The organism is Actinophytocola sp., from assembly GCF_050699915.1.
GTDB lineage: Bacteria > Actinomycetota > Actinomycetes > Mycobacteriales > Pseudonocardiaceae > Actinophytocola.
In genome coordinates this window covers 1-13,076 of the sequence record NZ_JBOHGA010000007.1, presented here as the reverse complement: position 1 = coordinate 13,076, position 13,076 = coordinate 1, and the positions used below count along the sequence as shown (strand labels likewise).

Here is a 13,076-nt window from a genome sequence, read left to right as displayed (position 1 = left end):
ACCGGGAGGCGTCATGCCAGAAGGTGCCGAAAAGGATCCCTCCACCGGAAAGAATGGCGACCAGCAAGGCGCCAAGCCTGACGGTGCACCGATAGGTGTCACCACCACGGTGACGTTGATCGTCGGCGTCTTCGCGGTCCTCGGCATTTCCGGTGACTATCTTCCTCGGCTGGTGCGCGACGACCCGGACGCCGTGTCGGTCGTCGTGAACATCGCACTGGCCGGCGCGGTGGCGATCGCGATCGGCGTGGCGGTCGGCTCCTTTCCCTCCGACAAGCAGCGCTGGTGGCACCATCTCAGCCGATGGCTCGCGATCGCCGGTGCGCTCGTCGTTCTGGGAGCGGCCTTTCGCGCGGTGGATGTGGGTACCGACAGCATGCGCAACCGCGAGCAGCCGAGGGTGGCGTTGTCCGCGCAGACGGAGGGCAATACCGTCACCCTCACCGTCGATGCCAGCGGCTCCGGCCTGCCGCCGGAAGACGCTATGCTCGTACAGCTCATCGGGCTCGAGGATTTGTCCGACCCGCTGCAGAGCGAACGTGGGACGTGCGAGCAGTCTCAGGTCGAGCGGGCTATCGAAGACGGGTCGTCGGACCGGCTGCTCGCCTGGGAACGCCTAGGCCCGGACAGCAACGGCACCGTCCGCGGGACGATCAAGGTCGAGGTCACGGCGAACGCGTTCGAAGGCATCTGCGCGTTCGGCGCACTCGCGGACGACAGCCGGCTTCGCACAGCCGATCTGAACACTCTCAGGGCGACCGCGACCTACATTCGGATGAATCCCGTCACAACAACTGCGTCGACAACGTCGAACGCACCCGCGACGGTTTCCCGCTGAATTCAGTCCGCCCTGGCGCGCTCAACTCACTCCACGCCGAGCATGACCTCCGTCGACTTCACCAGGACGGTGACCTGCTTGCCGGGGGCCAGTTGGTTGCGTGTGGACAGACGGATGAACTGCTCTCCAAGATCCGTTGTGCGTTGACTGCCGCAGGTTATGCCGGCTCGGCGACTCCGGCCACCGGAGAAGACGACACCGACGCGGTCGGCAGCGAGACGATCACGGTCAGCCCGCCGCCCGGGGTGTCCTCCGCGCGGAGCGTGCCGCCCATGGCGTCCACGAACCCCTTCGCGACGGACAGGCCGAGGCCGACTCCTGCCATGGCGTCTCGGTCACCGAGCCGCTGGAACGGCTCGAACGCCGCGGCCGACTCGGCGGTCCCCTTCGGCAGCCCCCGGCCGTGGTCGACGATCCGCAGCTCGACCTGGTCGGCGTGGGCGCTGGCGCGGACCGCGACCGCCGGCTCGTCCGCGCCGGTCTCGCCGTCGCCGTCCACGTCGACCGCCCGGGGCACCGCCAGGACACCGTGCCGCAGCGCGTTGTCGACGATGTTTGCCACCACCCGCTCGAGCAGTCCCACGTCGGCCCGGACCCTCGGCAGGCACTCGTCCACGTCCACCCGAACGCGCGCTGGAGAGTCCACACCGGACAGCGCGCGAGCGACGACCTCGTCGTAGCCGACGGCCTTGAGCACGGGCCGGACCACGCCCGCGGCCAGCCTGGAGGAGTCGAGGAGGTTGTCGACCAGGCCGGTCAGCCGGTCGGCGGACTCCTCGACGGTGGCGAGCAGCGCCGCTGTGTCCTCTTCGGACAGCGTCAGGTCGGTCGCCCGCAGGCTGCCGACCGCCACCTTGATCGACGTGAGCGGGGTGCGCAGGTCGTGACCGACCGCCGACAGCAGCGCGGTCCGCAGCTTGGTCGCCTCCACCTGGTGGCGGGCGTCGGCCGCCTCGGTCGTCATCCGCTGCTGGCGCAACGCGAGCAACGCCTGCCCGGCGGCGGCCTCGAGGACACGCCGGTCCCGGGCCGGCACCTGACGGCCACGCAACGCCAGGTGTACGTCGGGCGTCACCGGGATGTCCACGTCGGCCTCACCCGGGTCGTGGCACGGATACTCACCGACGCTGGACACCCGGTCCCACGTGTCCCCGCCGCGGCTCTCCAGCAGCACCACCGAGGTGAGGCCGAAGTTCTCCCGCACCTTCTCCAGCAGCGTCGACAACGGTTTCGTGCTGGTCAGCACGATGCGGGCGTAGGAGGCGAGCAGCGCGGCCTCGGTGCGGGCCTGGCTCGCCTGCTCGGCCCGGCGGGCCGCGCGGTCGACGACCACCGCGACCATCACCGCCACGAGCGCCATGACCACCAACGTCAGCGCGTTCTCCGGGTCGGCGACGGTCAGCGAGTACAGCGGCGGCACGAAGAAGTAGTTCAGCAGCAGGGCACTGAGCACCGACGCGAACAGCGCGGGGCCGATCCCGCCCACCAGCGCCACGAGCACCAACGCGAGGAAGTAGTCGACCACGTCGGTCGAGGTGTTCAGCTCCGCGCGCAGGAGCGCGCCGGCGAGCGTCGCCAGGCCGGGCAGGACGAGCGCGAGAGCCCACCCCAGCAGCTTGCGGGAACGGCTGAGCGCACCGCGCGCGTGTCGGGTGCGCCGGTGGCCGCCCGCGGACTGCTCGTGGGTGACCATGTGCACGTCGATCGACCCGGACCGCTGCACGACCGAGGCGCCGATGCCCTCGTCGAACGCGCGTGCCCACCGGGACCGGCGCGAGGTGCCGACCACGAGCTGGGTGGCGTTGACGCCGCGGGCGAAGTCGAGCAGCGCGGTCGGCACGTCGTCGCCGACGACGGTGTGGAAGGTGGCACCGACGTCGTCGGCGAGCAGCCGCAGGCGCGCCACCGCGTCCGGGCCGACGCCGGAGAGCCCGTCGCCGCGCAGGATGTGCAGCACCAGCAGCTCGGCGCCGGCGCGGGCGGCGACCCGGCGGCCGCGGCGGATCAGCGTCTCGCTCTCCTTGCCGCCGGTGATGGCGACGACGACCCGTTCCCTGGTCTCCCAGGTGTCGGTGATCTCCTTGTCGGCGCGGTACTTCTGCAGCGCGACGTCGACCTGGTCGGCCACCCACAGCAGAGCCAGCTCGCGCAGTGCGGTCAGGTTGCCCGGGCGGAAGTAGTTGCCCAGCGCCGCGTCGATGCGGTGCGCCGGGTAGACGTTGCCGTGTGCGAGCCGGCGGCGCAGCGCCTCCGGGGTGATGTCGATCAGCTCGATCTGCTCGGCGCGGCGGACGACCTCGTCGGGGACGGTCTCGTGCTGGTGCGCGCCGGTGATCCGCTCGATGACGTCGTTGAGGCTCTCCAGGTGCTGGATGTTGACGGTGGACAGCACGTCGATGCCGGCGTCGAGCAGCTCGTCGATGTCCTGCCAGCGCTTGGCGTTGCGGGAACCGGGGATGTTGGTGTGCGCCAGCTCGTCGACCACCGCGACCTCGGGCTCGCGGGCCAGGATCGCGTCGACGTCCATCTCGGTGAACCGCCGGCCGCGGTAGTCGAGCTCTCGGCGGGGCACGACCTCCAGGCCCGGCAACAGGTTCGCGGTCTTGGCCCGCCCGTGCGTCTCGACCAGGCCGACCACGACGTCGGTACCCCGCTCGAGCCGGCGAGCCGCCTCCCCCAGCATCGCGTAGGTCTTGCCGACGCCGGGGGCGGCGCCCAGATAGATCCGCAGCTCTCCCCTGCTCACCCGGCCTACCTTCTGGCGGCCTGGACCGCGAGGTTGAGCGTCAGCACGTTCACCCCGGGATCGCCGAGCACACCGAGATCGCGGCCGGACGTGTGCTCCTCGATCAGCGCGCGCACGTCGTCCTCGGCGAGCCCGTTGACACGCGCAACCCGGCTCGCTTGCAGCCGCGCATATGCCGGACTGATGTCGGGATCGAGGCCGGACGCGGACGCGGTGACCGCGTCGGCCGGGACCGCGGACTCGGGAACAGCCTCCCGCGCGGCGACGACCTCCCTGCGCTGCTTGATCACCGCGACGAGCTCCTCGTCGAAGGCGCCCTTGTTGGAGGCGCCCGAAGTGGACGCGTCGGCCGGCCCGAGATCGTCGGACGCGGTGGCAGACGGCCGGTTGTGGAACCAGGGGTCGTGGTTCGGGTCCTTCGCGACCGGGTCGATGCCGATCAGGTCGGAGCCGACGTCGCGTCCGTCCACGGTGACGACCGAGCCCTCGGCGTTGGCCTGGAGTCCGGGGAGCCGGCTCACGACCCACACCCCGAGCGGGTAGAGCACGCCGAGCAGGACGGTGAGCGCGAGCAGCACCCGCAGTCCCGCGAGGGTTTGCTTCACGAGCGAGTTCATGGGTCACATTCCCGGGATGAGTCGGACCAGCAGGTCGATGAGCCAGATGCCGATGAACGGCGTGACGACACCGCCGACGCCGTAGATCAGCAGGTTGCGCCGCAACAGCGACGACGCACTGGACGGGCGGTAGCGCACACCGCGCAGGGCCAGCGGGATCAGTGCCACGATGACCAGCGCGTTGAAGATCACCGCGGACAGGATCGCCGAGCTCGGCGATCCCAGGTTCATCACGTTCAGCTTGTCCAGCTGCGGGAAGATGCCCGCGAACATGGCCGGCAGGATGGCGAAGTACTTCGCCAGGTCGTTTGCCACGCTGAACGTCGTGAGCGCGCCGCGGGTGATCAGCAGCTGCTTGCCGATCTCGACGATCTCGATCAGCTTGGTCGGGTCGGAGTCCAGGTCGACCATGTTGCCGGCCTCCTTGGCCGCCATGGTTCCGCTGTTCATCGCGACGCCGACGTCGGACTGGGCGAGCGCCGGGGCGTCGTTCGTGCCGTCGCCGGTCATCGCGACCAGTCGGCCGCCCTCCTGCTCCTTGCGGATCAGCGCCATCTTGTCCTCGGGCTTGGCCTCCGCGAGGTAGTCGTCCACACCGGACTCGTCCGCGATCGCCTTCGCGGTCAGCGGGTTGTCCCCGGTGATCATGACCGTGCGGATGCCCATCGTGCGCAGCGCGTCGAACCGCTCCCGCATCGCCGGCTTGACCACATCGGACAGTCGGATCACGCCGAGCACCACGTCGTTCTCCGCCACGACGAGCGGGGTGCCGCCGGCCGCGCTGATCTCGCCGACGATCCGCTTGGTCTCCGGCGTCTGCGGGAAGCCGCTCGCGGCGCCCTTGCGGAGCTTGCGGCTTCCGATGTCGATGCCGCTCATGCGCGTCTGTGCGGTGAACGGGACGTACTCGGCGGCCTCGGTCAGCTCCACCGGCCCGCCGCACAGCTCGAGCACGCTGCGTCCCTCGGGCGTGCCGTCCGCGAGACTCGCGAGCCGTGCGGCCTCCTCGAGCCGTTCGATCGGCGTGCCCGCGACCGGGATGAGCTCTGTGGCCCGGCGGTTGCCGAAGGTGATCGTGCCGGTCTTGTCCAGCAGCAGCGTGGACACGTCCCCGGCCGCCTCGACCGCACGGCCGGAGGTGGCCAGCACGTTGCGCTGCACCAGGCGGTCCATCCCCGCGATGCCGATCGCGGAGAGCAGCGCGCCGATCGTCGTCGGGATGAGACAGACGAGCAACGCGGTCAGCACGATCACCGACTGCGGACTGCCCGAGTAAACGGCGATCGGCTGCAGGGACACGACGGCGAGCAGGAAGATGATCGTCAACGTGGACAGCAGGATCGTCAACGCGATCTCGTTCGGCGTCTTCTGCCGGGTCGCGCCCTCGACGAGCGCGATCATCCGGTCCACGAAGGACTCGCCCGGCTTGGTGGAGATCCGTACCACGATCCGGTCCGACAGCACGGTGGTGCCGCCGGTGACCGCGGAGAAGTCGCCGCCCGACTCGCGGATCACCGGCGCGGACTCGCCGGTGATCGCCGACTCGTCGACGGTGGCGATGCCCTCGACGACGTCGCCGTCGCCGGGGACGACCTGGCCGGCCTCGACCACCACGAGGTCGCCGATGCGCAGGTCGACGCCGGGCACCGTCTCCTCGGAGCCGTCGCCGCGCAGCCGGCGGGCCAGGGTCTCCTTCTTGGTGCGCCGCAAGGTCTCCGCCTGCGCCTTGCCCCGGCCCTCGGCGACGGCCTCGGCGAGGTTGGCGAACAGGACGGTGAACCAGAGCCACAACGCGACGCCGACGGCGAACACGCCTGGGTCGGCGAGCGCGAACACCGTTGACAGCAGCGAACCGACCCACACGACGAACATGACGGGGTTGCGGAGCTGGTGGCGGGGGTCGAGCTTGCGCAGCGCGTCCGGGAACGAGACCACCAGCTGGCGTAGGTCGAACACGCCGGCGCCGATGCTGCCGGTCTTGTCCGCGTGGCGGTGCCGCGCGTCCAGCGGGTTGCGCTGCGGGGTTTCGGTGGTGATGCTCACGCGAGTGCCTCCGCGATCGGGCCGAGAGCGAGGGCGGGGATGAAGGTGAGCGCCGCGACGAGGACGATCGTGCCCGTCAGCAGCGACGCGAACAGCGGACCGTGAGTCGGCAGGGTGCCCGCCGTGGCCGGCACCTTCCTCTGCGCGGCCAGCGAACCGGCGAGGCAGAGGACCGCGACGATCGGGACCAGCCTGCCGAGCAGCATGCAGATGCCCAGCGAGGACTGGAACCACGGGCTGGTGACCGTGATGCCGGCGAACGCGCTGCCGTTGTTGTTGGCCGCCGACGCGTAGGCGTAGAGGACCTCCGACCAGCCGTGGACGCCGGAGTTGCCCATATAGCCGGGGGTTCCGGACAGCATGATCGCGATCCCGGAGCCGACGAGCACCAGCGTCGGCATGGCGAGCATCGCGATGGCGGCGGTGGTCACCTCGCGGCGGCCGAGCTTCTTGCCGAGGTACTCCGGGGTGCGCCCGACCATGAGGCCGGCGAGGAACACGGCGATGATCGCCATGACCAGGATGCCGTACAGCCCGGTACCGACACCGCCGGGAGTCATCTCGCTGAACAGCATGTTCAGCAGCACCCCGCCGCCGCCGAGGCCGGTGAGGCTGTCGTGCGCGGCGTTGATCGCGCCGGTCGACGTGCCGGTCGTGGCGTTCGCGAAGAGTGCCGAACCGGCGATCCCGAAGCGGACCTCCTTGCCCTCCATGGCGGAACCCGCGAGCAGCGCGGCCGGGCCGTTCGGGTGCGCCTCGGCCCACCAGATCACGGCGAGCATCGCGCCCCACAGCACACCCATCACCGACAGCAGTGCGTAGCCCTGCCTGCGGTTGCCGACCAGCGTGCCGAACGTCCTCGTGAGACAGACCGGGATCACCAACAGCAGGAAGATCTCGACCAGGTTCGTGATCCCGTTCGGGTTCTCGAACGGGTGCGACGAGTTCGCGTTGAAGATGCCGCCGCCGTTGGTGCCCAGCTCCTTGATCGCCTCCTGGCTGGCGGCGGGCGCGAGCGCGATCGTGCTCGACGAACCGTCCGGGTTGGACACGATGACGCCGGACGTCAGGCTCTGCACGACGCCGAGCGCGATCAGCACGATCGCGAACACGAACGCCATCGGCAGCAGGATGCGGACCGTGGCGCGGACGAGGTCGACCCAGAAGTTGCCGAGCCGGTCCGTCGCCGACCGGGTGAAGCCGCGCACCAGGGCGATCGCCACGGAGATGCCGACCGCGCCGGAGACGAAGTTCTGCACCGTCAGCCCGAGCAGCTGGACTGTGTGCCCCATCACGACCTCGGGCACATAGGACTGCCAGTTGGTGTTGGCCACGAAGCTGATCGCGGTGTTGAACGCGATGCCCGGGTCGACCGCGCCGCGGCCGAAGTCGAACGGCAGCAACGGTTGCAGCCGCTGGATCAGGTACAGCAGCACGATCGACACGAACGAGAAGCCGAGCACGCCGGCCGCGTACACGGGCCAGCGCTGCTCGGAGTCCGGGTCGACCCGGACCGCCCGGTAGACGACCCGCTCGACGGCGAGGTGGCGCCTGTCGGTGAACACCCGCGCCATGTAGTCGCCAAGCGGCTTGTACACCGCGGCGAGGAGCGCGAGCAGGATGCCGACCTGCAGGAGGCCGGCGAGAGTGGACGACATCAGAACTTCTCCGGACGGATGAGGGCCACGAACAGGTAGACGATCAGCAGCAGCGCGAGCACGCCACCGACCACGTTGGCCAGGACTCCCACATCGCTCACAGCTTCTCCAACCCGCGCAACGTCAGCGCCAGGATCAGAAAGCCGGCGACGAGCAGCACGGCGTACGCCAGATCGGCCATCGGCCGATGCCCCTTCCACACCGGGCCACCACGACGGCGACCGAACGACGCGAGTGTGGACCTGGCTGCTGGGCGGCGGTACGTGCTTGACGGGACCTTGACGGCGCGCCGTTCCGCGTTGACGAAATCCATACGCGGGGGTGGCGTGCGCCACGGAACCGCCGCCGCACACCATCCAGAGTGGACGCTCGGGCGGCGGGTCAGCGGGTCATCGGCACGGCGGTTGGTACGGCAGGTTCTGGAAGTGCTCCCGCCACTGGGCCGCGGAGATCCTCGGGTGCGCGATCGTGCAGATCCGCTTCGCCACCTCAGCCACATCCAGGTGCCGGCGGCCGGCTCGCGGGGGTTGTCGATGTTCCACAGCCGGACGGTTCGGTCGCCGGCGAGGACCGCGAGCAGGCGACCGTCCGCGGAGTAGACCGGCGGCGGACCGATCGCCTGGAACCTGCTGTCCACCTTGACCCGCGGGCGGAACACGGTCAGGACGTCCGGCTTCCGCGGATCGCGGATGTCCAGCAGCTCGATCTCCCTGGTGTCGTTGCGGAAGACGGTCACGGTGCGACCGTCGGGGCCGAACGAGGCGACCGTGCTGTAGGGCTCGACCGGACCGCGAGAGTTCTGGTCGTGACCGGCGCGTCGAGGTCCCAGAGCTCGAAGGAGCTGCCGCGTGCCACGGCCAGCAGGGTGCCGCTGGGATGGACTGCCAGGTCGTCCACGGAGTAAGGCGCCAGATCGTCGACTGCCTTCGGGTGGTACGGGTCGGCGCCGACCAGCCCGCCCACACTCCCGTCGAGCGCTCCGGCGGTTAGCGCCACGCTGGCCGGCCTTGCGCTGTTTCGCACCGGTACTGGCAGGAACACGCATGGTCGGCGTCGAGCCGGGTCGGTGGCCGCGAGTGGCGGTTACGGTCGAGCGGGCGCCCAGCCACCGGCACGGCATTTCACGACGAGAGGATCTTCATGGCTGACATCGCCGTCATCGGCGCGGGCATCTCGGGGCTGCACCTGGTCCTGCGACTCCAGCAGGCGGGGGTCTCGACCACGGTTTACACCGACCGCGCCCCCGAACAGATGGCCTCCGGCCGTCCCACCACGCTCACGCTGCGCTGGCACAACACCCGGGAGCGGGAGCGGGCGCTGGGCGTCGAGCACTGGGAGCGCGCGGACCTCGACGTGTACGGCATCAACGTCAACATCGAGGACGAGCCGCCGCTGCGGTTCTTCGGGCGACTGGAGGCGCCCGGCACCGGCGTCGACTTCCGGGTGTACCTGCCCGCACTGCTCCAGGACTACGTCGACCGCGGCGGCAAGGTCGAGGTCACCGAGTTCGACGTGCCGACCATCGACCGGCTGGCGGGTCGCCACGATCTGGTGGTCGTCGCGACCGGACGGCGGACGTTCGCGGACCTGTTCTCCCGCGTGCCCGAGCGCTCGCCCTACACCTCGGCGCCGCGCCGGCTGTTCGGCGGACTGTTCCGCGGCATCGCGCCGAGCGACCCGTCCGGGATCCACCTCCAGCTCATTCCGGGCGCCGGAGAGATCTTCTCGGTGCGTCAGCTCAGCCTGGACGACGAGCTCGTGCACGGCATGGTCGTCGAGGCGGAGCCCGGCGGACCGCTGGAGCCGCTGACGAACGCCTCCCTGGCCGCCGATCGCGCGGCCCTGCGCACGACGCTGCTGGACACGCTCGCCCGGTACGCGCCGCTGCTGCGCGAACGGATCGACGAGAAGGAGTTCAACCTGACCCGCCCGGACGACTTCCTGCAGGGCGGCCTCGTGCCGGTCGTGCGCGAGTCGTGGGCGACGCTGCCGAGCGGCGGGCACGCGCTGGCACTGGGCGACGCCTGGGTGCTCAACGACCCGCTGGCCGGGCAGGGCGCGAACCTCGGCTCGCGGTGCGCCTTCGCCCTCACCGAGATGGTGCTCGAGGACAAGCCGTTCGACGAGACGTTCCGCGACCGCGTGGCACGGCGCATGTGGGAGCTGGCCGAGCCGGTCGTGCAGTGGTCGAACCAGGCCGTCGGCCCACCCGCGGATGGGATGGTGGAGATCCTGGGTGCCGCCGGTGCGGACCCGCGGGTGGGCGACGCGTTCGTGGCGAACTTCGACCATCCGGAGGCGCAGTGGGACGCGCTGCGCTCACTGGAGGGCACCCGGGCGTGGATCGAGGACGTCAAGGGTCTGCAGCGCACTCGGTAGGTCCTGGCCGAGGTGACCGTGCCGAGGTGGTGGTCTGGTCGGGCTTCGTCAGCCCGGCCAGGCCACCATCGCCATGTCCGCCACGGCGAACAGCCGCTCACGAGACACTCCGTCGCGCGCCTGGACCGCGAGTCCATTCAGGACGGTCGTGTAGAACTTCGCCGCCGACCGCAGATCGGCCGACTCCGCCAGCTCGCCGTCGGCCACGCCCTTCTCCATCCGCGTGAGGATCGCGTCCTCGGTCGCCTCCCGGCAGCGCGCGGTGAACTCGCGGACCTCGGCGTGCTCCGCGGAGGTGGTGGCCGCCGAGAGCGCGACCATGCATCCGGTGGGCTTGCCCGGGGTGGTGTACCGCACGGCGCTCTCCCGCAGCAGCGCGCCCACCGCCTCCCGCGCGGTCGGCGTCTCGACCAGCGCGCGGCGCGGGGCCTCGGCCTCGGTTCGCTCGTAGAGCCGGATGGCCTGCCGGAACAGCTCTTCCTTGCTGTCGAAGGCCGCGTACAGGCTGGGCGGCTTGATGCCCATGGCCGCGGTCAGGTCGGCGAGCGTGGTCGCCTGGTAGCCGTGCTCCCAGAAGATCACCATCGCCGTCTTGAGGGCCTCGTCGCGGTCGAAGCCGCGCGGCCGCCCGCGTACGCCCATGACCCACCTCCGTTGACCTCAAGAGTAGCGGGGAGCTAACTTGTGTAGCGACCCCTACAAAAATCTGCAGTGAGGAGCCATGGCCATGTCGGGTGACGGTCCACCGAACAGCGCGGCGCCAACCGCCGCCGAGGCGGAACCGGGCACACGCCCAGACACGGGAACCCACTGGGGTGCCCGCGCGTGGGCCATGCTCATCGTAGTCTGCGGCGCGTTCTCGCTCGATGCGCTGGACAACATCATGGTGGGCATCGCGGTGCCCCAGATCCAGTCCGAGCTGGGCATGTCCACTCCCGCGGCGCAGTGGGTGGTGAGCGCCTACGTGCTCGGCTTCGGCGGCTTCCTGCTCCTCGGCGGGCGCCTGTCGGACCTGGTGGGCCGGCGGCGCATGTTCCTCGTCGGCCTCGCGGTGCTGGCCATCGGGTCGTTCGCGGGCGGCATCGCCGACAGCGGGACGCTGGTCATCGTGGCGCGCTTCGCGATGGGCATCGGCGCCGCGCTCACCGCGCCGGCGACGCTGTCGATCATCGTCGGCAACTTCCCCGAGGGCCCGCAGCGCAACCGGGCGCTGGGCATCTACACGGCGTGCGGCGCGGTAGGCTACTCCACCGGCGTGATCGTGGGCGGCCTGCTCACCGAGCTGAGCTGGCGGTGGACGTTCATGCTGCCCGTGCCGGTGGCGTTGGCGGCTCTGATCGGCGGCCTGGTGCTCGTGCCGAGGGACGCGGCGCGCCCCCGCACCGAGGGCCGGCGGCACTACGACGTCACCGGTGCCGTCACCGTCACCGCGGCGATGCTGCTGCTGGTGTACGCGATCGTGGAGGCGCCGGTGCACGGCTGGCTCTCCGGGCGCACGCTCGGCATCGTGGCCGCCGCCATCGTGCTGATGGCCGTGTTCGTGGCGGTGGAGTCGCGGGCGAAGGAGCCGCTGCTGCGGCTGGGTCTGCTGCGCAACCGCAAGCTGGTCGGGGCGAGCCTGATCGCCGCGGCCATCCTCGGCACCTACATGAGCTACCAGTTCATCGGCGGGCTCTACATGCAGAACTACCTCGACTGGTCGCCGCTGGAGATGGCGCTCGCGTTCCTGCCGATCGGGCTGCTCATCGCGTTCTTCGCCCCGCGCGCCGGCAACTACCTCAACAAGACCGGCGTGCTCTGGATGATGTTCGGCGGGATGGCCGCCTACACCGCGGCGTTCCTGCTGTTCCTCCGGATCGGCGACGGGTCGTCGTACTGGCTGGTGATCCTGCCCTGCATGGTGCTGATCGGTGCGAGCTTCCCGTTCGCGTTCACCGCGGCCAACGTGCAGGCCACCAGCGGCGTGGCCGAGTCCGAGCAGGGCCTGGCCGCAGGCATCCTGCAGACCGGCTACCAGGTCGGCGCGGCGGTCGTGCTCGCGGTGGTGACCGTGCGCATGTCGACCGCGGAGGAGATCGTCACCAGCGCCCCCGTGACGCTCGGCGGCTACCACAACGGCACCTGGGTGATCATCATCGTGGCGGCGGTCTCCGCACTCGCCGCGCTGATCGCCGGCGTGCGCAACAAGAAGGAGGCGCCCATCGAGTCCGTCAGCTGACTCCGGTCAGCCGCTTCAACACGCAGACGAGGGTGGTGCCGACCAGGTCGGCACCACCCTCGTCGTCTGGCGGCTCAGGCGAGCTGCGGCATGACCTCTGCGGCGAACCGGGCCAGTGAGGCACGCGCCAGGTCGATCGGTAGGCCGGGCGCGCGGCCGAAGAAGATCACCCGGTCCACGTCGCCCATGGGCTTGACCCGCTCGCGCAGCGTCTCGGCGATCTCGTCCGGCGGGCCCACCAGGAACAGCTCGCGCGGCAGGTCGTCCGCCGACGGGATCAGCGGGTTGCCGAACCACTCCATGAACCCGTTCATCAGGTACAGGTAGTGCTCCCGCAGCCGCGCCCAACCCTCGTCCGCGTCGTCGCACACGTACACGCCCGGCGACACGATCGCCGTGACCTGGCTCCGCGCCGGGTCGTGGCCGTGCTCGGCGAGCGTGGCCCGGTACAGGTCGAGCACCTCGGGCGGCGTGCCGAGGTCGGGCATGAAGTGGCAGCCGTGCCGCCCGGCTCGCTTGGCCGCGGCCGGGCTGCCGCCGCCGATCCACAGCGGGACGCCGCCCTCCTGCCGTGGGG

General features: G+C 70.5%; 11 protein-coding genes. 3 read left to right on the top strand and 8 right to left on the bottom strand.

Features of this window, described 5'->3' with window-relative positions:
* Positions 1 to 13: 13 nt before the first annotated feature.
* Positions 14 to 838: a hypothetical protein gene (locus ACRDSK_RS02380; RefSeq protein WP_431438194.1), complete on the top strand. Its 825-nt coding sequence runs from the start codon at positions 14 to 16 to the stop codon at positions 836 to 838.
* A gap of 157 nt (positions 839 to 995) precedes the next feature.
* Here the strand turns inward: ACRDSK_RS02380 and ACRDSK_RS02375 are convergent, their stop codons facing one another.
* From ACRDSK_RS02375 to ACRDSK_RS02350, 6 genes are read right to left on the bottom strand one after another with little or no spacing between them, the layout of a single operon-like run.
* Complete coding sequence (locus tag ACRDSK_RS02375; RefSeq protein ID WP_431438193.1) at positions 996 to 3,584, bottom strand: DUF4118 domain-containing protein; 2,589 nt, start codon at positions 3,582 to 3,584, stop codon at positions 996 to 998.
* A 5-nt stretch (positions 3,585 to 3,589) separates the two neighbouring features.
* Positions 3,590 to 4,201 carry a potassium-transporting ATPase subunit C gene (locus ACRDSK_RS02370; protein ID WP_431438192.1) on the bottom strand — a complete coding sequence of 204 codons (612 nt, stop codon included), beginning with the start codon at positions 4,199 to 4,201 and terminating at the stop codon, positions 3,590 to 3,592.
* A 3-nt stretch (positions 4,202 to 4,204) separates the two neighbouring features.
* Positions 4,205 to 6,244 (bottom strand): potassium-transporting ATPase subunit KdpB, encoded by a 2,040-nt coding sequence (gene kdpB, locus ACRDSK_RS02365; protein WP_431438191.1) that lies wholly within the window; start codon positions 6,242 to 6,244, stop codon positions 4,205 to 4,207.
* Positions 6,241 to 7,902 (bottom strand): potassium-transporting ATPase subunit KdpA, encoded by a 1,662-nt coding sequence (kdpA, locus tag ACRDSK_RS02360; RefSeq protein WP_431438190.1) that lies wholly within the window; start codon positions 7,900 to 7,902, stop codon positions 6,241 to 6,243. The genes kdpB and kdpA overlap by 4 nt, the downstream gene beginning before the upstream one ends.
* Positions 7,902 to 8,003, bottom strand: a complete 102-nt coding sequence (kdpF, locus tag ACRDSK_RS02355) for a K(+)-transporting ATPase subunit F (RefSeq protein WP_431438189.1) — start codon at positions 8,001 to 8,003, stop codon at positions 7,902 to 7,904. Before kdpF ends, kdpA begins: the two co-directional genes overlap by 1 nt.
* The gene (locus tag ACRDSK_RS02350; protein ID WP_431438188.1) at positions 8,000 to 8,638 is read right to left on the bottom strand and encodes a hypothetical protein; all 639 of its coding nucleotides are present in this window, start codon (positions 8,636 to 8,638) and stop codon (positions 8,000 to 8,002) included. Before ACRDSK_RS02350 ends, kdpF begins: the two co-directional genes overlap by 4 nt.
* Positions 8,639 to 9,042: 404 nt before the next feature.
* Between ACRDSK_RS02350 and ACRDSK_RS02345 the strand changes: the two genes are divergently transcribed.
* On the top strand, positions 9,043 to 10,281 hold the full coding sequence (locus ACRDSK_RS02345; RefSeq protein WP_431438187.1) for a styrene monooxygenase/indole monooxygenase family protein: 1,239 nt from the start codon (positions 9,043 to 9,045) through the stop codon (positions 10,279 to 10,281).
* Between the two features lie 48 nt (positions 10,282 to 10,329).
* On the opposite strand, the gene ACRDSK_RS02340 is transcribed toward ACRDSK_RS02345, so the two are convergent.
* Complete coding sequence (locus tag ACRDSK_RS02340; protein WP_431438186.1) at positions 10,330 to 10,923, bottom strand: TetR/AcrR family transcriptional regulator; 594 nt, start codon at positions 10,921 to 10,923, stop codon at positions 10,330 to 10,332.
* Positions 10,924 to 11,113: 190 nt separating this feature from the next.
* Here ACRDSK_RS02340 and ACRDSK_RS02335 point away from each other — a divergent pair, with 190 nt between their 5' ends.
* Positions 11,114 to 12,499 carry an MFS transporter gene (locus tag ACRDSK_RS02335; RefSeq protein WP_431438185.1) on the top strand — a complete coding sequence of 462 codons (1,386 nt, stop codon included), beginning with the start codon at positions 11,114 to 11,116 and terminating at the stop codon, positions 12,497 to 12,499.
* Positions 12,500 to 12,573: 74 nt separating this feature from the next.
* Here ACRDSK_RS02335 and ACRDSK_RS02330 read toward each other — a convergent pair.
* On the bottom strand, positions 12,574 to 13,076 hold a 503-nt coding region (locus ACRDSK_RS02330), incomplete at its 5' end, for an LLM class flavin-dependent oxidoreductase (protein WP_431438184.1).

Bases quoted from the DNA above. Each gene is read 5' to 3' on its own strand.
- ACRDSK_RS02380 (WP_431438194.1), top strand. From the start codon at position 14: ATGCCAGAAGGTGCCGAAAAGGATCCCTCCACCGGAAAGAATGGCGAC.
- ACRDSK_RS02370 (WP_431438192.1), bottom strand. From the start codon at position 4,201: ATGAACTCGCTCGTGAAGCAAACCCTCGCGGGACTGCGGGTGCTGCTC.
- kdpA (WP_431438190.1), bottom strand. From the start codon at position 7,902: ATGTCGTCCACTCTCGCCGGCCTCCTGCAGGTCGGCATCCTGCTCGCG.
- ACRDSK_RS02345 (WP_431438187.1), top strand. From the start codon at position 9,043: ATGGCTGACATCGCCGTCATCGGCGCGGGCATCTCGGGGCTGCACCTG.
- ACRDSK_RS02340 (WP_431438186.1), bottom strand. From the start codon at position 10,923: ATGGGCGTACGCGGGCGGCCGCGCGGCTTCGACCGCGACGAGGCCCTC.
- ACRDSK_RS02335 (WP_431438185.1), top strand. From the start codon at position 11,114: ATGCTCATCGTAGTCTGCGGCGCGTTCTCGCTCGATGCGCTGGACAAC.